This is a genomic window from Streptomyces sp. NPDC085932, assembly GCF_044540525.1.
Classification (GTDB): domain Bacteria; phylum Actinomycetota; class Actinomycetes; order Streptomycetales; family Streptomycetaceae; genus Streptomyces; species Streptomyces levis.
Genome location: NZ_JBITSJ010000002.1, coordinates 87,124 through 107,132, shown reverse-complemented (window position 1 = coordinate 107,132; position 20,009 = coordinate 87,124). Strand labels below are relative to the sequence as shown.

The window sequence follows — 20,009 nt, the reverse complement described above, 5'->3', positions numbered from 1 at the left end:
ACGAGGGGGCTCCGCAGCTCACCGGAGCCCCCTCAAGAGGCTCAGCCCGCTCGCGGGAGGGGGTCCGAGGGGCCCGGGGGTGTGTCCCCGGTCGGTGGGCGGTGGTGCAGGCCGGGCTCCTGCAGGCGTAGGCCCGGGCAGGTGATGCGGTGGGGTACGCGGCACATCGCTCCCGGTGCGGGCTCGTCGTCGCGGCTGTTCCAGGCCGTGCCGTCGGAGTCGACGTACCAGCGGTGCCACGGCGGCACCCGGTGAGCCGGCATCCGCAGGTCCGGTTCGAGCAGGACGTGCCAGCCGTAGTACGTGATGCACCGGTCGCCCACGAGCCCGCAGGTGGGGCAGAGCGGTGGCGCGGGTGGCTCCGGGCCGGTGGCGCCCTCCAGTGCCGCCTGGGCACGGTCGGTCTTCTCCCACGGCTGTGGAGCGTGCGGTGGCCGCTGCCGGTGCCCGTCGGGTCCGCGCCCGTCGGGGCCGTGCAGCGGGATGACGCCGGACTCGTCCGTGTTCCCCATGGTGTCCCCCATGCAGACGAGCGTGTGACCGGGCACCGACAGGGGGGAAGGGCGCGTGAAGGGCGCACCAAGGGCAAGTCGCCGGGTCGCCGGGGGCCGTTGCGCGGCGCGGGAGGCGCGCGACCGGCCCGCCACCGCGCGGAACCCGAACGAACCGGTGGCCGAGCGCACAACCCAGAGCCCCTTTCAGGTGTCCAGGACATGACCGGTAGCCGACGCTCCGGTCGTCGTGCCCTGCGGCGCGACCGGCATCCGACAAGGAGAACCACCGTGCACCTGCGCCCCCCGGCAGCCGTCCTGGCCGCTGCCGTGATCGCCGTCGCCGGACCCGCTGTCGCCGCGCCCCTGGCGCATGCCGAGGAGGGCGGGCCGGACCTGGTCGTCTCGACGCTCCCGGCCGCGTCCCTCAAGCCGGGCGAGGTGTACGACGAGACCGTCACGCTCACCAACAAGGGCACGGCGGCCGTGGACGGCGTCACCTTCCGGGTGCGTCTGACGCGCGGGCTGGACTTTCCCGAGCAGGTGAAGGGCTGCACCTACTCGACCGTCCAGGACCAGGTCAGGCAGGCGCTGTGCGAGCTCGACACGGTCGTCGAACCGGGCGCCTCCGTCACCACGCCCGTCCGGTTCAAGGCGCTCGGCAAGGCCCTGATGGAGGCCGTCGAGTACGGCACGAGCGCGAGCGGCGACGCGCCCGGTGAAGGCTACGACGACAGTCACCGGCGGATGACCCTGACCGCGGACAACACCGCCGACCTCGTCGCGGTCGGTGAGGACACCGAAGCCCTCGCCGGCGAGCAGCAGTCCGTCACGGTGACCCTGCGCAACGACGGCCCCGGCTGGGTGCAGAACCAGGACAGCGACGACCTCCCGGGCCTGCTGGTGCAGATACCGCCGGGCACCACCGCCGTCGAGGTGCCCAAGGACTGCGCGCCGTTCGGGATCGACGGCCCGAGCGCACCGCAGGGCACCCCGGGCAAGCCCAAGTACGTCTGCTGGCCCGCGAACGGCACCCTCGACGTCGGCCAGTCCCTCGCCTACACCTTCCTGCTGCAGGTCAAGGAGACCGCGCAGGACCCCGAGGGCAAGGTCACGGCGTCGTCCGTCTACGGCATCGCCCCCGCGTACGACAAGAACCGCGCCAACAACACCGCCCTGATCCGGATCGACCTGCCGAGCGACTACGAGCCCGGGCCGAGCCCGTCGGACGGCACCGACGGTGGCGGTGACGGCAACGCGCCGGAGGGCCAGGCCGCCGGCGGCACCGGCGCCACGGAGTCCCCCTCGGCCACGGCACCGGCCGGCACCACCGGTGGGTCGGGCGGCACCTCGTCCGGCGGTGCCACGGGCGGCAACCTCGCCGCCACCGGCTCCGACGGCACTCCCCTGATCGCCGGTGCCGCGGCGGCGGCCGCGGCGGTCGGTGGCGCCCTGGTGTTCGCCGTGCGCCGCCGCAGCGCCGCCGGGTCCGCCTGACGGCGGGCCCGTCAGAGCACCCCGCCCGCCTCGTCCTGGAACGTGGTCGTCCAGTAGTGCCGGGACGAGGCCGGGGTCGTGACGCCCGTGGGGTCGACCGTCGACAGGACCTGAAGCATCGTCATGGCCAGCTGGTCGTGGGCGTCGGTCGTCAGCTCGTGGTCCGCCTGGGCGTCGATCGCCCGCTCGCGGTGCAGGAGCCACAGCGTGAAGGCGAGGGTCGAGACGTCCGTGTTGAGGGGGTGGAGCGTCGCCTCGGGTTCGCTCCAGTTGAGGACCGCTCCCGTGACGCCGTCGACGACCAGGCTGTGGTCCTCGATCAGATGGCCGAGGCGTATCAGCCGGTCGGCGCCGGCGGGGAGCCGCGCCGGGGTGTCCGCGTCGGCGTGGAACTCGGCCAGGGTCGCCAGCGGGACGTCCGTGTCCAGGGAGAACACATGGGCGTCCTCCGGGAGGCCCACCTCGCGCAGGAAGCGGCGCGTCGGTTCGTGCGTGAGCGTCGCCGGGAAGTCCACGTCCTCGAAGCGCGCCACCCTGCCCGGGCCGAACTCCTGGTCCAGGAGGCGGTGCGGCAGGTCGAGGGAGAGACCCGAGGCGCCGGAGCGGCCCGCGACCAGGGACAGGGGCCGGATCAGGGCGGCCATCTTCCAGAACGGGGCCGGTTCGCCGTCCGCTCCGTCCCGGAAGACGGACAGCAGGTGCTGGGAGGCCTCCGCCACCGCCTTCGGGCCGTAACGGCCGGCGTAGGAGGCGAACTGGCCGCGCAGGCCCGCCAGTTCGTCCGTCGCCTCCGCGAAGCGGACCAGCGTCCGCAGGGAGGGGGCCAGGGGGCGCCGGTCCATGAGGTCGGGCCGGTCGTGCAGGACGTACGTCGTCGAGATCTCGCCCGTCGCACCGTCCAGCAGGACCGATTCGGTCTCCAGGCCCGCGGGCCCCAGCAGACCGCCGATCACCAGCTGTTCGCGCAGCTCCGCCGCGAGGCGGTCGCCGGGGTCGCCCGTGGAGTCCGCCACCGTGCGCAGGCCGTCCCGGCGCAGGTCGTCGAAGCTCAGCACACCGCTGTCGGCCGGCAGACCCGGTCCGGTCAGCCAGTGCCGCGTCGACGCGTGCGTGACCCACGGGTCCAGTGCGGACTCGGTCAGGGTGATCACCGCGGCACCGGCATCGGTCGTACTCATGGGCTCCCCCGCATGCGCTTGCTCCCGTCCCCGGCGGAGCACGGCGGATCGCCCGGCCAGGCCCGGCAGCCGTCCCCCACTGACCGGAACACTACGCCCCACCACTGACATCGCCCCGGAACAGCGACGCGTGCCCGGCGGGCACAACGCGTCCGTCCCTGATGACGCTCAGAGGACCCTCGCGCGTTCCCTTCCCGCGAGAATCGCCTCGACCGTCTGCCCCACCGTCAGCTCCGAGGTGTCCAGCCACAGTCCGATCCGCGGGGTCCGCGTGCGCAGCACCTCGTCCAGCGCTCCGACCGTCCAGCCGGCGCCGTAGCCCGTCTTGGTCCGTTCCGCCTCCCGCGCGGCCACCGCCTCGGGACGCGGCGCGAGGACGACCACGTACAGCGGGCGGGTGCGCACCAGGCCGGTGTAGGCCGTCACGTCCTCGCCGAGCACCACGTCCTGGACGACCGCCGTGAAACCGGCCTCGGCGTAGGCGTCCGCCGTGGCGGCCGACAGCCGGTGGCGCAGGAGCAGTTGCTCGCGCGCCGCGCCGTCCGCTCCGGGGACGTACTCCTCCCGGCCCGACACGATCATGCGCCGGAACACGTCGCCGCGGACGTGCACGGCCTTCGGCAGGGTCTCGGCCAGCGCCTGCGCGACCGTGGACTTGCCGGCCGCCATCACGCCGGTGACCAGCACGACTCCGCCCGCGAAGGTCATCAGGCCCGCTCCGTGACCACCGCTGCCTGGGGGCGGATCGGCAGCCGGTTCACGGGGCGGCCCGTCGCGGCCCGTACGGCGGAGGCGACCGCGGCGGGCGAGGCCACCACCGGCACCGCGCTGACCGCCTTGGCCCCGAAGGGCGCGACCACGTCCCGTTCCTCGACCAGCCGCACGATGCGGATGTCGGGCGCGTCGAGGGCGGTCGGCAGGGCGTACCCGGTCAGGTCCGGGTGGCGGATCAGACCGCGGGGCGTGCGCAGGTTCTCCGTGAGCGCGATGCCCACGCCCTGGGTGACGCCCGCCTCGATCCGCGCGGCCAGCTGGGCGGGGTTGAGCACCCGGCCCACGTCCTGGGCGACGGCCAGTTCCACGACCCGTACGGAGCCGATCTCGATGTCGACGTCCACCACCGCGCGGATCGCGCAGAAGGCCATGCCGACGAAGGCGTCGCCCTGGCCGGCCTCGTTCAGCGGCTCGGTGGGGTGCGGGCGGCACTGGGCGGTGGCCCACAGTTCCTTGCCGTCCAGCGCCTCGGTGACGGTCGTCGAGAGGACCCCGTCGTACGAGGTGATCTTGCCGTCGGTGATCTGGAGCAGCTCGGTCGACATGCCGAACTTGTGCGCGAGCGGCTGCAGGAGCTGCGTGCGGACCATCTTGGCCGCGCGCTCCACGGCGCCGCCCGACACCCAGGTGTGGCGGCCGCGGCAGCCCGCGCCCGCGGGGGGCTGGTCGGTGTCGACGGGCGCCACGTGCACCTCGTCGATGCCGAGGGTCTCCTGGACGATCTGCCGGGCCAGGGTGGTGAAGCCCTGGCCGGTCTCGACGGCCGCGCACAGCACCGTCGCGACGCCGTCGTGGACCTTCACGGTCGCCGTGGAGACCTCGTCGGCGCCCTCAGCGCCGAGCATGTGCACCATGCCCACGCCGTAGCCCACGCCCCGGCGCACCGCGCCCGGCTCGCCCGCGCCCTCGGGGCCGCCGGGCAGCAGCCACTCGTCCTCGGGGGTGTCCTTGGGCAGCGGCGGGAGCGGGAAGTCCCGTACGGCCTGGAGCAGTTCGGCGACCGGGGCCGGGCAGGTCACGGTCTGGCCGGTCGGCAGGACGTCACCGGTCGCCATGGCGTTGCGCAGGCGCACTTCCGCCGGGTCGAGGCCGAGCTTCTTGGCGATCTTGTCCATCTGCGCCTCGTACGCGGCGCAGACCTGCATGGCGCCCTCGCCGCGCACGTGGCCCGACGGGGGGTTGTTGGTGCGTACGGCCCAGCCCTCGATGAAGGCGTTCGGGACGACGTACGGGCCGCAGGCGAAGGCGACGGCGGCGGCCAGCGCGTCACCGGAGGTGTCGGCGTAGGCGCCCGCGTCGAGCAGGATCTGCGCCTCGACCTTGACGAGTCTGCCCTCGCCGTCGGCGTGGTGCCGGTAGCGCAGGAGGGTGGGGTGCCGGTGGGTGTGGCCGAGGAAGGACTCCTCGCGGGTGGCGGTGAGCTTCACCGGGCAGCCGGTGCGCAGCGCCAGCAGGCCGAGGGGCAGTTGGAAGCCCTGGTCCTCGCGGTCGGCGGTGGCGCCGGGCACGCCGGTGACGACGACCTTGACGCGCTCGGGTTCCAGACCGAAGGCGGCGGCGGCCGTGTCGCGGTCGGCGTGCGGGTCGGTGGAGGCGAGGTAGAGCTCCACGCCGCCGTCCGGGCGCGGGACGGCGAGGCCGGCCTCGGCGCCGATGGGCGCGGGGTCCTGGCGGCCGATGCGGTACAGGCCCTCGACGACGATCTCGCCGGCCGCCTCGGGGTCGCCGTGGTGCAGCGGGATGTGCCGGATCAGGTTGCCGTCGGGGTGCAGCGGTTCGGCCTCGAAGGCCTGCTCCGGGTCGGTCACCGGGTCGAGCACCTCGTACTCGACGATGACGGCGGCCGCGGCCATGCGCGCGGTGTCCGGGTGGTCGGCGGCGACGGCGGCGATGGGCTCGCCGTGGTGGCGCACGACCTCGGAGGCGAAGACGGGGCGGTCGGCCTTGCCGCGGCCGTGCAACGGGCTGCCGGGCACGTCCTCGTGGGTGACGACGGCGCGCACCCCGGGCATCTCGCGCGCGTGGGTGGTGTCGATGGACACGATGCGCGCGTGCGGGTGCGGGGAGCGCAGCACGGCCGCCCACAGCAGGCCCTCGGCCCACAGGTCGGCGGCGTACGGGAAGGTGCCCTCCGTCTTGGCGCGGGCGTCGGCGGCCGGGAGGGAGGCGCCGAGGCCGTGCGGCAGGGGGTCGGGTGCGGGGGCGGCCTCCGCGGCCTGCGCGGTGGCTGCTTCGTTGCTCACGCCTGGCCTCCGTCCTGGCCGTAGGGCTGGTCGTGCGGTTGCGGAGAGTGCGGTTCGGGTGCGTGCGGTTCCGGGGCCACCCCGAAGGCCGACGCGTTCACGCCACCTGCGCCGGGGCCCGCCTGGTGCGGGATCCGGGGCTCGTCGCCGTCGCCGTCGCCCGGGGCGGCGTGCGCCTCGCGCTCGGCGACGACCTCCTTGACGGCGTCCACCACGCCCCGGTAGCCGGAGCAGCGGCACAGGTTGCCGCACAGCGCCTGGCGGGTCTCCAGCTCGGTGGGGGCGGGGTTGCCCTCCAGCAGGTCGTGGACGGTCATCGCCATGCCGGGGATGCAGAAGCCGCACTGCACGGCACCGCAGCGCGCGAGCGCCCGCTGCACGTCCGACGGCTGCCCGTCCTCGGCCAGCCCCTCCACGGTGCGGACCTCGCTGCCGGCGGCGGTCACGGCCGGGACGAGGCAGGAGGCGACGAGGCGCCCGTCGACCTGGACGTTGCACGCCCCGCACTCGCCCTGCGAGCAGCCGTCCTTGGCGCCCGCGAGCCCGAGCCGCTCCCGCAGCACGTAGAGCAGGGATTCGCCGATCCACGCGTCGGTGACGGGCCGCTCGGCGCCGTTCACGCGCAGGACGTAGGAGGCGAGGGGGTGTTCCTCCTGCGGCGCGGCGGAGTCGGCGGCCGGGGCGGAGGGGTCCTCGCCGGGTGTCGCGCCGCCCTGCGCCGGGGCGGCGGGCGTCTCGCCGTCAACGGCCCCGGCGTCGGCCGTCCCCGGCCCGCCCTCCGCTTCGGCGCGGGCCGGGAGCGGTCCGGCGGCATCGGCGGGCCCGTCGGCGCCGTCCGCGCCTTCTGCGGCCCTCGGCTCGCCGTCTGAGCCCTCCGCGTCGCCAGTGGGCTCACCGGGCCCGGTGGTGGGCTGTGAGGCCTCCTGAGCGTCGCGCGCGGCCCCGCCGGCTTCCGCTTCGGGCGCGGGCACGGGGCTCCCGGTGCCCTCCCCGGAGGGATGGGCGTGGGACGGGGCGGCGGCGGGCTGCTCGGGTCCGGGGGCAGCGGCTCGCTCGTCCGGCGTGTGGGCCTCGGGGTCGGACACGGGTGCTTCGGGACCCTGGCCGGGTACGCCCGCCTGCTCCGGCATGTGACCGGGCGGGCCCGGGTGTCCCGGCTGTCCGGGCTGTCCCGGGTGTCCGGGCCCATGACCGGGTTCGCCGACCGGCTCCGGGGCCTGCCCGGTTTCGCCGGTCCGGTCCGTGCCGTGCCCCGGGAAGCCCGGCGACGTCGCCTCGCGGTCGGCGTAGCCCCTGGGGCCGGGCGTGGGGTCGGCGTAGCCCGAGGCTCCCTGCGCGTGCCCGGGGAAGTCCTGGGACTCCGGCCCGCGGCCCGCGAAGCCGACCTCATCCGGCCCGTGCCCGGCGGCATCCGCCCGGCCCGAACCGTCGGCGGTACCCGGGCGTTCCGGGGCGGCGTCCGTGAAGCCCGGGGAGTCCGCCCCGGGAGCCGCGAAGCCGGACTGTTCCGGCGCGTGGCCGGGCGTGGCGGGTGCGGCGGCGTGACCGGGTGCCGCGTGTTCACCCGGGCCGGCGCCGTGCGACGGGCGGTGCGCGTGCCCCGGGTCCGCCTCGTGCGGCAGGGGCCCGGCGGACGCCTGCTCCGGGGCGTGGGGGCCCCGCATGCCGGGGTCGCCGGCGTATCCGGCGGCGGGTTCGGTGCCCTCCGGCCGGCCGTGCCCGTGGTCCTGCCCGGGCAGGAACGCGTGGCCCTGCCCGGCCCCTTGCCCGTGCCCCTGGCCGGCATCGTGCCCATACCCCGGCTCGGCGCCCTGCCCATGCCCCGGCGCGGCGCCCTGGCCCTGGTCATGCCCGTGGGGCGCCTCGCCCGCGTGGCCCGGGTCGTGCCCGGCTCCCTGCTCGTACCCCTGCCCCGGCTCGTCCTCCTGCTGCCCCCACGGCCGTCCGGCCGCCTGGGACGCCCACGGGGCGGGCGCGCCGCCCGGGAGCGTGGCCGGCGGGGTGCCGCCCCACTGCTCGACCAGCGACGACGTGGTGAACTCGCCCGACTCGTCCGGCAGGTCTCCCCCGGCGACGGGGATGGACCACTGCCCGGTCACGTCGTGGCCGGGCGCGGACTCGGCCGCCGCGGGCTCCTCGAAGGTCCACTGCCCGGTGACGCCCGGGTCGTACGTGAAGCGGTCGTCCCCGCCGTGCTGCGCCGCCCCGGCGCCGTACGGCGTGCCGTAGGACGCGTCGGAGGTGCCGTAGGGCTGCTCCCCGGCGTCCTGGCCCTGCTGCCGCGCCGCGTGCGGGTCGTGCCACTGGGCGCCGTCCACGGGCGCGCCGGGCACCGGCCACGCGCCCGTGGCGGCCGGGTCGGTGCCGGCGGTCGTCGCGGGGGCGACCGTTATCTGCGGCGGTACGTAGCCGTGGCCCGGCGCGGCGAGCGGGCTGTCGGCGGCCAGCAGGGCGTCGACGCCTCCCTCGGGCAGTTCGACGAAGGCGGTGGCGCCGTCGTCGTACTCGCCCTGGGGCAGCGGGTCCCAGCGGCTCCCGCTGCGGGGCGTGCCCTCTCCGTGCTGGTCGTCGGTCACGACAGCGCCCTCCCCAGTGCTCGTCGGGCCAGCGCGGCGACGGTGCGCCGCAGGTGCAGTACGGCCGGCGGGAGCTGCGGTACGGAGCCGTCCTCGCCCGGGGCCGCGTCGGGGATGCAGGCCGCGGCGACGTACTCCCCGAAGGCGTTCAGGGCCTCCGGGACGAGCGTACGGCTGTTGTCCCAGTCGATGAGTCCGCCGACCCACTGCTCGGCCTCCAGGGGCCGCAGCGGCATCGGCGCTATGGCGCCCACCGCGCAGCGCACGCCCCGGCGCGCGGGGTCCAGCACCAGCGCCACGGAGGCGACCGCGCGACCCGGGCCGGTGCGGCCGGTCGCCTTGAGGAAGACCTGCGGGGCGTGCAGCAGCGGCACGCGCACGTAGCCGATGAGTTCACCGGCGCGCAGCAGGTCCATCCCGGCGAGCAGGTGCGACACCGGGATCTCCCGGCGGGCGCCGCCCGGGCCCGCGATGATCAGGGTGGCCTCCAGGGCGGCCAGCACCGGCAGCGCGTCCCCGGTGGGGGCCGCCGAGGCGATGTTGCCGCCCAGGGTGCCCGCGTTGCGGATGTGCGGCGGGCCCGCGGCGCGCGCGGCGGCGGCGAGCGCCGGGATCAGGGCCGCGAAGTCGGGGCGGCCCATGCGCGCGTGCGTGAGGCCGGCGCCGAGCAGCGCGTGACCGTCCTGGTACTGCCAGCCGCGGATCTCGCTGATCCGGCCGAGGCCCACCAGCGCGGCGGGCCTGAGCTGCCCGGAGTTGACGGCGGCCATCAGGTCGGTGCCACCCGCGACGGGCACGGCGGCGGGCACGGCGGTGAGTGCCGCGACGGCCTCGTCCAGCGTCGTGGGCAGCGTGACGGCCTGCGCCGCCTGCGGTGCGTGCGTGGTCAAACCGGCTGCCCCTTCCCGCTGCCCCACCTGGTCCCACCTGTGCTGCCGTACGGTACGTGCTGACAGGGCGGACGTGGCAACTCTGGCACATCTTGGCGAGAGCCGAAGACACGGGTCCGCTAGGAGGCATTCGCCCACCTCACCGGGGAGATGGTCCGTTTTCGCACAGGTTCACCAGTGCATGCCGATTGGCACTTTCGGTGACCCTTGTGCGCTTTTTCCGCGGCCTGTTCGAGCTGTTCGGGGCTGTTCGGCGGTGGTGGCCGGGGGCTACAGCCGGGGCGGCGGACCGTCGATCGGGCGGCCCAGCACCCCGGGCCGCCGCTGCCAGGGCAGCGGGCCGGCGGGGGACCGGTAGGCGACACCCAGGGCGTCGAGCCGCCGGTAGTGGGCGGCCATCCGGCGCTCGAAGCCGGCGAAGTCCCGGTCCGCCGGGGCGGGCAGCGCGCTCCAGGCGACCTCGGCGAAGGCGGCGAGCCGGGGGAACGCCTGGTAGTCCACGCGCGCGTGGTCCTCCATCACCTCCGTCCACAGGTTGGCCTGGGTGCCCAGCACGTGCCGGGCCTCCTCGGGCGTCAACTCCGGGGGAACGGGCTCGAACCGGTAGACGTCCTCCAGGGTGCGCACCCACCCGATCGGTACCGGCTCGTCGGGGCCCGGAGCCTGACGGTGGTCCAGATACACCTGCTGCTCGGGGCACATGACGACGTCGTGGCCGGCCCGGGCGGCGGCGATGCCCCCGGCGTAGCCGCGCCAGGAGGACACGGCCGCGCCCTGGGCCAGGCCGCCCTCCAGGATCTCGTCCCAGCCGATCAGCCGCCGCCCGCGCGCGGCGAGCCAGCCGTCGAAGTGCCCGATGAACCAGGACTGGAGCTCGTCCTCGCCCGCGAGCCCGAGTTCCCGGATGCGCGCCTGCGCGGTGGGAGAGAGCCGCCACTGCTCCTTGGGGCATTCGTCGCCGCCGATGTGCACGAACTCCGAGGGGAACAGCGCCAGCACCTCCTCGAAGACGCCCTCGTAGAAGCGCAGGGTGGTGTCGGTGGGGGCGAGGACGTTCGGGTTGATTCCCCAGGTGTCCCAGACGGAGAGCGCGGAGGTGTCGACGACGTCGGTGTTGCCGAGTTCCGGGTACGCGGCGATGGCGGCCTGCGAGTGTCCGGGCACGTCGATTTCCGGGACGACGGTGATATGCCGCTCGGCGGCGTAGGCGACGATCTCCCGGATGTCGTCCTGGGTGTAGTAGCCCCCGTGCGGCTTCTCCTCCCACAAGGGCGAGGCGCGGTGGCCGGTTTTGGTACGGGCGCGCCAGGAGCCGATCTCGGTCAGCCGGGGATGCCGCTCGATCTCGATGCGCCAGCCCTGGTCGTCCGTCAGGTGGAAGTGGAAGACGTTGAGTTTGTGCGCCGCCATCAGATCGAGGTACCGCAGGACGCCTTCCTTGGGCATGAAGTGCCGGGCGACGTCGAGCATCAGGCCGCGCCAGCGGAAGCGCGGGGCGTCCTCGACGGTGACGGCGGGCAGCTCCCACGTCCGCTTCCCCGACACCGGGGCGCGGCGGAAGGCTTCGGGGCCCAGGAGCTGACGGAAGGTCTGGGCGCCCCAGAACAGGCCGGTCACGTCGGCCCCTTCGACGAGGGCCCGCCCGGCGCCCACCGTGAGGCGGTACGCCTCGGGCCCGCCGAGACCGGGCCGCACCCGCAGGTGGAGCGCGCCCGTGCCGCCGGTGCGCGGGTCCAGCGGCAGGCCGGTCGCCGCGCCCACGGTCGCCCGCAGCCACCGCGCGGCCGGTTCGGCGCCGGGGCCCGCCTCCAGGGCGGTGCCGGCGCCGAGCACGAAGCCGGGTCCGTTCCCGGTCTCGATGCGCCGGGGCGCCGGAATCAGGTCCGTCACAGGAGAAGTCACATCAGTCCTTCACCGCTCCGCCCAGTCCGGAGACCAGGCGCCGCTGTACGAGTACGAAGAAGACCAGCACCGGAATCGTCATCACCGTGGACGCGGCCATGACGCCGCCCCAGTCCGGGTCGTCGGGCTTGTAGAAGACCAGCAGGGCCATCGGCAGCGTCGACTGCGAGGTGTCGCTGATGATGAACGACTTGGCGAACAGGAAGTCGTTCCAGGCGGAGATGAACGAGAACACACTGGTGGCCACGAGGCCCGGCAGGACGAGGGGGAAAAGGATCTGCCACAGGAATCGCGCCCGGCTCGCCCCGTCGATGTACGCGGCCTCCTCCAGCGCCTCCGGAACGGCTTTCACGAACCCCCGCAGCATCCAGATCGCGAACGGCAGCGAGAAGGCGATGTGGGGCAGGATCAGCGAGCCCAGCGTGTTCAGCTGACCGGCGTCCCGCATGAGGAAGAAGAGGGGGATGGTGAGGGCTTCCACCGGCACCATCTGGGCCACCAGAAACATGATCAGCAAGGTGGTCCGCAGACGGAAGCGGAATCGTGTCACGGCGGTGGCGGCGAGAAACGCGATCAGCGCGGAGGCGATCACGACACTGCACGCGACCACGAGGCTGTTGAGGAAGTAGCGGCCGAATTCCTGTTGCCCGAAGACGCGCTGAAAGGAATCCAGGGAGGGCGCGAGCGTCCACGGCCTGGGCTCGCTCGACTCGATCTCCCCGGCCGGTTTGAAGGCGCTGAGCACCATCCAGTAGAGGGGGAAGGCGACGACCAGCGCGATGAGCAGGGCGGAGACCTCGGCGGCCAGCCGGCCCGGGCGGCGCACACGGGCGCGAAGAAGATTCACAGTTCCTCCCCCTGCCGGCGCAGCAGCCGCAGGTACACCAGGGTGACGGCGAGCAGGATCAACAGCATCACGACGCCGATCGCGGAGCCGAGGCCGTACTGCGAGGACGCGAAGGCCTGCTGGTAGGCGTAGACGTTGAGGACCAGGTTCTGGCCGGCGATGCCGCCGCCGTTCGTCATGACGTAGATCTGCGTGAACACCTTGAAGTCCCAGATGACCGACTGGATCGTGACGACGACCAGGATCGGCCGGAGCATCGGGGCGAGGACGGAACGCCAGATCCGCCACTGCGAGGCGCCGTCGAGGGAGGCGGCCTCCAGCACTTCGGCGGGTACGGCGCGGATGCCGGCGTACACGGTCACCATCACGAACGGGAAGGAGCACCAGACCACTTCGAGCAGGACGAGGAGGAAGGCGCTGATCCGGCCGTAGGTCCAGGAGTGGTCGCCGAGGCCCAGCATCCGGTTGACCGGGCCGAAGTCCGGGTCGAAGAGGAACAGCCACACCGTCGAGCCGGTCACGGCCGGGGTGGCCCACGCGCCGAGCGCGGCGAGCATCAGCGCGAGGCGCGGCAGGGCCCGCACACGGGTGAGCAGCACGGCCAGGGCGCATCCGACCGCGAGCGTGGAGACGACGCAGGCCGCCGCGAACAGCACGGTGGCGAGCAGCACCTGCCAGAACTGCGGGTCCCCGAACAGCTCGGCGTAGTTGCCGAACCCCTCGAAGGTGGCCGGTTCCCCGCCGCTCACCTGCGCCTGCGTGTACTGGAAGAAGGAGATCAGCCCGAGCTGGTAGATCGGGTAGACGAGCAGCCCGCCGAGCACGACGAGCGCGGGCGCGAGGTACAGCCAGGGCGTCCAGCCGCCGGACACGAGCGGGGAGGTGCGGGCCGCTCCCCGGCGTCTGGTGCGGCCCTTCCCGCCCGGCGGCCGCACCGCCGCCGCGCGGGGCTCGCCGGCCCCGTCCGCGGCGGCCTGCGGGGAGGGGGCAGGTCCGGCCGGCGGGGCGAGGGGTGCGGCGACGGCGACCGGGGGCGCCGCGGGGCGGCCGGGGTCCGCCGGCTGCGCACGGTCGTTCATCCCGCTCACCCGGCCGAGCCGAACGCCGTGTTCATCTTCTTCGCGGCGTCCTCGGAGGCCCGGGCCACGTCCTTCTTGCCGCTGATGACCTCCTGGAACATCGTCGGCAGGACGAGCTGGGAGTCGATCTGGGCCCAGCCCGGGGACGCGGGGACGAACTTGGTGCCGGCCGAGAGGGTCTCGACGAAGGGCTTCACGAAGGGCTCCTCCCGGGCGACCTGCCGGCGGACGTCCGTGAAGGTGGGCAGGAAGCCCATCGCGTCGAAGAGTTCGGCCTGGGTCCGCTTCGAGGCGAGCCGCTCCATCAGCTGCACGGCGAGCGTGCGGTGCGAGGTGCTCTTCAGCACGCCGATGTTGTTGCCGCCGGCGAAGGCGGGCGCGATCGAGCCGGGCTTCACTCCGGGCAGCGGGACGACGGCGTACTTGCCCTTGACCTTCCCGGCCTCGACGGCGGTGTGGCTGAAGTCGCCGCCGATGGCCATGCCGGCCTTGCCCGCGGCGAACGCGGAGATCGTGTCGTTGCCGCCCATGCCCGCGCACTTGGCGGCCGGGCAGTTGTCGTCGCCGAAGAGGGAGGTGTACGCCTCGATGCCCTTGCGGGCCTTCGGGCTGTCGATGCCGGAGGCGTACGAGCCGCCCTTGCCGGTCGCGAGTTCACCGCCGTTGGCCCACACGAACGGCATCGCGCCGTAGGTGTAGGCGCCGCCGACGACCAGGCCGTACAGCTCGGGCTTCGCCGCGCGGATCTCGCGGGCGGTGGAGGCGAGTTCGGCCATCGTCCTCGGGACGGACAGGCCGAGCTCCTCGAACACGTCGGTGCGGTAGTACAGGGCGCGCACGCCCACGTAGAGGGGCGCGCCGTAGACCTTGCCGTCCACGGTGACCGACTGCCTGGCGGTCGGGTCGGTGTCCTTCGCCTCGCTCCAGTCGCCGAACTCCTTCGTGACGTCGAGGAGTCCGCCGTCCTTCACGTAGCCGGCCGTGTCGGTGTTGCCGTACTCCATGAGGTCCGGAGCGGAGGCGGGGTCGTTGAAGGCGGCCTTGACTCGCTGGGCGCGGGTGTCGATGGGGATGTACTCGACGCTGACCTCGGTGCCCCGGTGGGCCTTCTCGAAGTCGGCGACGACGGAGTCGACGACCTTCTCCTTGGGGGTGTTGCCGACCTCCTGGAAGAGCCACACGCGCAGCGTGCCGGTCTTCTCGTCCTTGTCGGAGGAGGTGTTGCCGGAGGTCTGGGGGGCGCAGGCGGTGGCCAGGAGGGCGGCGAGCGCGCCGAGGCCGACGAGACGGGGGGACAGCTTCATGAAGTGGTCCTCCGAGGGAGCAGCGGGAGTGTTGCAACATGCGCAATGAAGGTTTCGCTGTGCACAACACTTCGGAGGCTAGGGACTTCATGAACACGCCCACAAGAGGTCTCAACCACTCTGTGACCGGCGGACGCACCCCGTGCAACGCCCGGACAGCACAAAAGCCCCCAGGGCACGCAAAACGCACCCTGGAGGCTTACGCCACGCGGACCGGACCTGACGGATTGGGCTTACTTGTCGCCCTTGCCGCCCTTGTCGTCGCCGCCGGAGCCCATGGACTCGTAGATCTCCTTGCACATGGGACACACGGGGTACTTCTTCGGGTCGCGGCCCGGAACCCAGACCTTGCCGCACAGCGCCACGACGGGGGTGCCGTCGAGGGCGCTCGCCATGATCTTGTCCTTCTGGACGTAATGGGCGAAGCGCTCGTGGTCACCGTCACCGTGAGAGGTCTGCGGCGTCGGCTCTACGAGGGTCCCCGTACCAGTCCCGCGCTCGGGCTCGAGAGTGCTCATAGGCCCAAGGGTACTGAAGCTCACACGCATCAGTTGAGCGAAGGGTCGTCCGGGTACGTCGCCACCATCGCCAGCTCGTTGCGCTGGCGGCGCAGCACCTCGCGCCAGAGCCGCTCCGGGGAGGGACAGGACACGTCGCCGGGCTCGGACTCCACGACGTACCAGGCGCCGTCGACCAGCTCGTCCTCCAGCTGGCCCGGGCCCCAGCCGGCGTAGCCGGCGAAGATCCGCAGGGAGCCGAGGGCGGAGGCCAGCAGCTCCGGCGGGGCCTCCAGGTCGACCAGCCCGATCGCGCCGTGCACCCGGCGCCAGCCGAGCGGGGCGGCCTCCCCGGCCGCGCCGCCGGGGACGACGGCGACCCCGAGGGCGGAGTCCAGCGACACCGGGCCGCCCTGGAAGACCACGCCCGGTTCGACGGCGAGATCTCCCCAGCCCTCCAGGATGTCGCCCACGTCCACCGGGGTGGGGCGGTTGAGGACGACACCGAGGGAGCCCTCCTCGTCGTGGTCGAGGAGCAGCACCACCGCGCGGTCGAAGTTCGGGTCCGCCAGGGCGGGCGTGGCCACGAGCAACCGCCCTGTGAGCGAGGACACCTCGGTCATGCCAGACATGATCCCGCATCTTCCCTTTCCGTGGGGAGCGATGCGGGCGTCCGGAGTGCGCGCAGCTCAGGGCGCACCGGTGCGTCCCGAGCGCACGAAGGTGATCGTGACCCCATGTGCCCGGCACGGAACGGTTCGTGTTGTGACAGAGCTATGACGTGGCTGGGTCCGTCTCAGGCTTACAGAAGGGGGGTGGAGGGCGATTACCCTTTCCCTCCTGGCCCCTGCCCGACTCCACGGAACGCGAGATTCATGACCGTCAACGACGATGTCCTGCTTGTCCACGGCGGAACCCCGCTGGAGGGCGAGATCCGTGTCCGCGGTGCGAAGAACCTCGTACCGAAGGCCATGGTGGCGGCGCTGCTCGGCAGCGCTCCGAGCCGGCTGCGCAATGTTCCGGACATCCGCGACGTGCGAGTCGTACGGGGTCTGCTGCAGCTGCACGGTGTGACGGTCCGTCCGGGTGACGAGCCCGGCGAACTGGTGATGGACCCGACCCGCGTGGAGAGCGCGAACGTCGCTGACATCGATGCCCACGCCGGTTCCAGCCGTATCCCGATCCTGTTCTGCGGCCCGCTGCTGCACCGCCTCGGCCACGCCTTCATCCCCGGCCTCGGCGGCTGCGACATCGGCGGCCGGCCCATCGACTTCCACTTCGAGGTGCTGCGGCAGTTCGGCGCGAAGATCGAGAAGCGGGCGGACGGCCAGTACCTGGAGGCTCCGCGCCGGCTGCGCGGCACCAAGATCCGGCTGCCCTACCCGTCCGTCGGCGCGACCGAGCAGGTGCTGCTGACGGCCGTCCTCGCCGAGGGCGTCACGGAGTTGTCCAACGCGGCCGTCGAGCCGGAGATCGAGGACCTCATCTGCGTGCTGCAGAAGATGGGCGCGATCATCGCGATGGACACCGACCGGACGATCCGCATCACCGGTGTGGACCAGCTCGGCGGCTACAACCACCGCGCCCTGCCCGACCGGCTGGAGGCCGCGTCCTGGGCGTCGGCGGCGCTGGCGACCGAGGGCAACATCTACGTCCGCGGCGCGCAGCAGCGCTCGATGATGACGTTCCTGAACACCTACCGGAAGGTGGGCGGTGCCTTCGAGATCGACGACGAGGGCATCCGCTTCTGGCACCCCGGCGGGCAGCTGAAGTCCATCGCGCTGGAGACGGACGTCCACCCGGGCTTCCAGACCGACTGGCAGCAGCCGCTGGTGGTCGCCCTGACGCAGGCCACGGGCCTGTCCATCATCCACGAGACGGTCTACGAGTCCCGCCTGGGCTTCACGTCCGCGCTGAACCAGATGGGCGCGCACATCCAGCTCTACCGCGAGTGCCTGGGCGGCTCCGACTGCCGCTTCGGCCAGCGCAACTTCCTGCACTCCGCGGTCGTCTCCGGCCCCACCCGGCTCCAGGGCGCCGACCTGGTCATCCCCGACCTGCGCGGCGGCTTCTCGTACCTGATCGCGGCCCTGGCGGCCCAGGGCACGTCCCGGGTCCACGGCATCGGCCTGATCAACCGCGGCTACGAGAACTTCATGGAGAAGCTCGTCGAGCTCGGCGCCAAGGTCGAACTGCCGGGCAAGGCGCTCGGCTAGTCCCGGCCGGACCACGCACGCCGAGGGGCGGCCACCTGGATCAGGTGGCCGCCCCTCGGCATGTCATGCGGCTCTCGGCGAGCTCGCGCCCCTGAGGGGCGCGGGGAACTGCGCGACCAGCCACAGGCGGCCCGCAGTTGCCCACGGCGCACGCGATGGAACGCTTACTTGCCCTTGGCGGCTTCCTTGAGCTTCGAGCCCGCGGAGACCTTCACGCTGTAGCCGGCCGGGATCTGGATCGGCTCGCCGGTCTGCGGGTTGCGGGCGGTGCGAGCGGCACGGTGGGTGCGCTCGAAGGTCAGGAAGCCGGGGATGGTGACCTTCTCGTCCCCCTTGGAGACGATGTCGCCGACGACGTCGGCGAACGCGGCCAGCACGGCGTCGGCGTCCTTGCGGGTCACCTCGGCGCGGTCGGCCAGCGCGGCCACCAGCTCACTGCGGTTCATGTTGTTACTCCCGTGTTCATCTTGCCGTTGAGGCGTCAGATCGAAGCCGATGCTGCCAGGGTCCTCGATGAGTCCCCGGACCCGGGTCCGTCGTCAGACCCTCGCGCCCAGGGACGCATCCTGCCCCTACCTGCGGCGGGAAAGCCAATCCGGCACCCGCAGGAGTCGTGAGAACACCCTTGGGGAGTCACACGAAAAGAGGGCCTGAGCCTGGCCGCCACGATAGCTCCGCTGCTGACGGGGGTCGTGCGACGCGCCGGTCCCCCGGCGGCCGTGGGCTTGCTCACAGTCCCGGGGACGACCGTCCCGAAGGCCCCGGTACGCCTGGTTCTCAGACCGCGGAGGGGCTGTTCGCCGTCGCGCCGGCCGCCTTGGCCGCCTCCCGCACCGCACCGGCCACCGCGCCCGCGACCTTGTCGTTGAAGACGCTCGGAATGATGTAGTTCGGGTTCAGCTCGTCCTCGGTCACCACGTTCGCCAGGGCGGTCGCGGCGGCCAGCATCATCTCCGTGTTGACGGTGCGGGACTGCGCGTCCAGCAGGCCGCGGAAGACGCCCGGGAAGACCAGCACGTTGTTGATCTGGTTCGGGAAGTCGGAGCGGCCCGTGGCCACAACGGCCGCGGTCTGACGGGCGATTGCCGGGTCGACCTCGGGGTCCGGGTTCGCGAGCGCGAACACGATGGCCCCCTCGGCCATGGCGGCCACGTCGTCGCCGTCGAGGACGTTCGGGGCGGAGACGCCGATGAAGACGTCCGCGCCGCGCACGGCCTCCTTCAGGGTGCCGGTGAGGCCCTCGGGGTTGGTGTTGTCGGCGATCCAGCGCAGCGCCGAGTCCGGGGCGGCGTCCACCAGGTCCTCGCGGCCGGCGTGCACCACGCCGTGGATGTCGGCGACGACGGCGTTCTTCACGCCGGCGGCGAGCAGCAGCTTGAGGATGGCCGTACCGGCGGCGCCGGCGCCGGACATCACGACGCGGATGCTCTCGATCGCCTTGCCCGCGACGCGCAGGGCGTTGGTGAGCGCGGCCAGGACGACGATCGCGGTGCCGTGCTGGTCGTCGTGGAAGACCGGGATGTCCAGGGCCTCGCGCAGCCGGGCCTCGATCTCGAAGCAGCGCGGGGCGGAGATGTCCTCCAGGTTGATGCCCGCGAAGCCCGGGGCGATCGCCTTGACGATCTCGACGATCGCGTCGGTGTCCTGGGTGTCGAGGCAGATCGGCCAGGCGTCGATGCCGGCGAATCGCTTGAACAGGGCCGCCTTGCCCTCCATCACCGGCAGCGCGGCCTTGGGACCGATGTTGCCCAGGCCCAGCACGGCCGAGCCGTCGGTCACGACCGCAACGGAGTTGCGCTTGATGGTCAGGCGACGGGCGTCCTCGGGGTTCTCGGCGATCGCCATGCAGACGCGGGCGACACCGGGCGTGTAGACCATGGACAGGTCGTCACGGTTGCGGATGGGGTGCTTCGACGCCATCTCGATCTTGCCGCCGAGGTGCATGAGGAAGGTCCGGTCCGAGACCTTGCCCAGGGTGACGCCCTCGATGCCGCGGAGCTCCTCGACGATCTCGTCCGCGTGGGCGGTCGAGGTCGCCGCGATCGTGACGTCGATGCGGAGCTTCTCGTGACCGGACGCGGTGACGTCGAGGCCGGTCACCGAGCCTCCGGAGGACTCCACGGCGGTGGTGAGCTGCGAGACGGCGGTTCCGCTCGCGGGCACCTCCAGCCGGACCGTCATCGAGTAGGAGACGCTGGGCGCCGTTGCCATGGCCGACTTCCTCTGCTTTCACCTGACGCTGTTTTGTGCCGTCCGATCGTCGCACCTACCGCTCGGTAGCGGGTAGCCGCCCTCGATTGCGAACGTTTTGTTCGCGGCACGGTCAGCGAAAAGAGACCCACGTCACGCTGACGTGGGTCTCTTCCGGTAAGTCAGTGGCACCGACCCGCCATGCTCGCCTCGCGGCAAGTGGTCGCTCGTAGCGACGAAGGTTGGGCCCGGGGGCTTGGATCGGGCCGGTGCCACATCCAGGCTAACAAACGGATCCCGTAAGGCCATTCCCGTACCGGGAGTT

At 73.0% G+C, this 20,009-nt stretch carries 16 protein-coding genes; 2 read left to right on the top strand and 14 right to left on the bottom strand.

What is annotated here, in order from left to right; genetic code table 11:
• Positions 1-41 precede the first annotated feature (41 nt).
• On the bottom strand, positions 42-524 hold the full coding sequence (locus tag ACIGAQ_RS09645; protein WP_362275323.1) for a DUF6083 domain-containing protein: 483 nt from the start codon (positions 522-524) through the stop codon (positions 42-44).
• 258 nt (positions 525-782) lie between these two features.
• On the opposite strand from ACIGAQ_RS09645, the gene ACIGAQ_RS09640 reads away from it, so the two are divergent.
• Positions 783-1,988 (top strand): LAETG motif-containing sortase-dependent surface protein, encoded by a 1,206-nt coding sequence (locus ACIGAQ_RS09640; RefSeq protein WP_399780890.1) that lies wholly within the window; start codon positions 783-785, stop codon positions 1,986-1,988.
• 11 nt (positions 1,989-1,999) lie between these two features.
• Here the strand turns inward: ACIGAQ_RS09640 and ACIGAQ_RS09635 are convergent, their stop codons facing one another.
• The 11 genes from ACIGAQ_RS09635 to ACIGAQ_RS09585 all read right to left on the bottom strand — a co-directional run bounded on the left by ACIGAQ_RS09635 (position 2,000) and on the right by ACIGAQ_RS09585 (position 15,901).
• Positions 2,000-3,166, bottom strand: coding sequence for an SUKH-4 family immunity protein (locus tag ACIGAQ_RS09635; RefSeq protein ID WP_399780887.1), 1,167 nt, complete (start codon positions 3,164-3,166; stop codon positions 2,000-2,002).
• Positions 3,167-3,334: 168 nt separating this feature from the next.
• Complete coding sequence (locus ACIGAQ_RS09630) at positions 3,335-3,874, bottom strand: AAA family ATPase (protein WP_399780884.1); 540 nt, start codon at positions 3,872-3,874, stop codon at positions 3,335-3,337.
• Positions 3,874-6,183, bottom strand: a complete 2,310-nt coding sequence (locus tag ACIGAQ_RS09625; protein WP_399780882.1) for a xanthine dehydrogenase family protein molybdopterin-binding subunit — start codon at positions 6,181-6,183, stop codon at positions 3,874-3,876. The genes ACIGAQ_RS09630 and ACIGAQ_RS09625 overlap by 1 nt, the downstream gene beginning before the upstream one ends.
• Positions 6,180-8,759, bottom strand: a complete 2,580-nt coding sequence (locus ACIGAQ_RS09620; RefSeq protein ID WP_399780879.1) for a 2Fe-2S iron-sulfur cluster-binding protein — start codon at positions 8,757-8,759, stop codon at positions 6,180-6,182. Before ACIGAQ_RS09620 ends, ACIGAQ_RS09625 begins: the two co-directional genes overlap by 4 nt.
• Positions 8,756-9,649: an FAD binding domain-containing protein gene (locus tag ACIGAQ_RS09615; RefSeq protein WP_311688216.1), complete on the bottom strand. Its 894-nt coding sequence runs from the start codon at positions 9,647-9,649 to the stop codon at positions 8,756-8,758. Before ACIGAQ_RS09615 ends, ACIGAQ_RS09620 begins: the two co-directional genes overlap by 4 nt.
• Positions 9,650-9,919: 270 nt before the next feature.
• Positions 9,920-11,539 carry a beta-N-acetylhexosaminidase gene (locus ACIGAQ_RS09610; protein WP_399780876.1) on the bottom strand — a complete coding sequence of 540 codons (1,620 nt, stop codon included), beginning with the start codon at positions 11,537-11,539 and terminating at the stop codon, positions 9,920-9,922.
• Between the two features lie 13 nt (positions 11,540-11,552).
• Positions 11,553-12,398: a carbohydrate ABC transporter permease gene (locus ACIGAQ_RS09605; protein WP_362275343.1), complete on the bottom strand. Its 846-nt coding sequence runs from the start codon at positions 12,396-12,398 to the stop codon at positions 11,553-11,555.
• Positions 12,395-13,477: a carbohydrate ABC transporter permease gene (locus ACIGAQ_RS09600; RefSeq protein WP_399780872.1), complete on the bottom strand. Its 1,083-nt coding sequence runs from the start codon at positions 13,475-13,477 to the stop codon at positions 12,395-12,397. The genes ACIGAQ_RS09605 and ACIGAQ_RS09600 overlap by 4 nt, the downstream gene beginning before the upstream one ends.
• 5 nt (positions 13,478-13,482) lie before the next feature.
• Positions 13,483-14,781 carry an extracellular solute-binding protein gene (locus ACIGAQ_RS09595; RefSeq protein ID WP_399780869.1) on the bottom strand — a complete coding sequence of 433 codons (1,299 nt, stop codon included), beginning with the start codon at positions 14,779-14,781 and terminating at the stop codon, positions 13,483-13,485.
• Positions 14,782-15,014: 233 nt separating this feature from the next.
• Positions 15,015-15,299 carry a DUF3039 domain-containing protein gene (locus tag ACIGAQ_RS09590; protein WP_311688212.1) on the bottom strand — a complete coding sequence of 95 codons (285 nt, stop codon included), beginning with the start codon at positions 15,297-15,299 and terminating at the stop codon, positions 15,015-15,017.
• Positions 15,300-15,328: 29 nt separating this feature from the next.
• A complete protein-coding gene (locus tag ACIGAQ_RS09585; protein WP_311688211.1) occupies positions 15,329-15,901 on the bottom strand; it encodes a YqgE/AlgH family protein in 573 nt (190 codons plus the stop codon).
• Positions 15,902-16,153: 252 nt separating this feature from the next.
• Between ACIGAQ_RS09585 and murA the strand changes: the two genes are divergently transcribed.
• Positions 16,154-17,494, top strand: coding sequence for a UDP-N-acetylglucosamine 1-carboxyvinyltransferase (gene murA / locus ACIGAQ_RS09580; protein ID WP_311688210.1), 1,341 nt, complete (start codon positions 16,154-16,156; stop codon positions 17,492-17,494).
• A gap of 164 nt (positions 17,495-17,658) precedes the next feature.
• Here murA and ACIGAQ_RS09575 read toward each other — a convergent pair whose 3' ends face one another.
• The gene (locus ACIGAQ_RS09575) at positions 17,659-17,940 is read right to left on the bottom strand and encodes an HU family DNA-binding protein (RefSeq protein WP_003990598.1); all 282 of its coding nucleotides are present in this window, start codon (positions 17,938-17,940) and stop codon (positions 17,659-17,661) included.
• Between the two features lie 331 nt (positions 17,941-18,271).
• Positions 18,272-19,705, bottom strand: coding sequence for an NAD-dependent malic enzyme (locus tag ACIGAQ_RS09570; RefSeq protein ID WP_311688209.1), 1,434 nt, complete (start codon positions 19,703-19,705; stop codon positions 18,272-18,274).
• Positions 19,706-20,009: the final 304 nt, after the last annotated feature.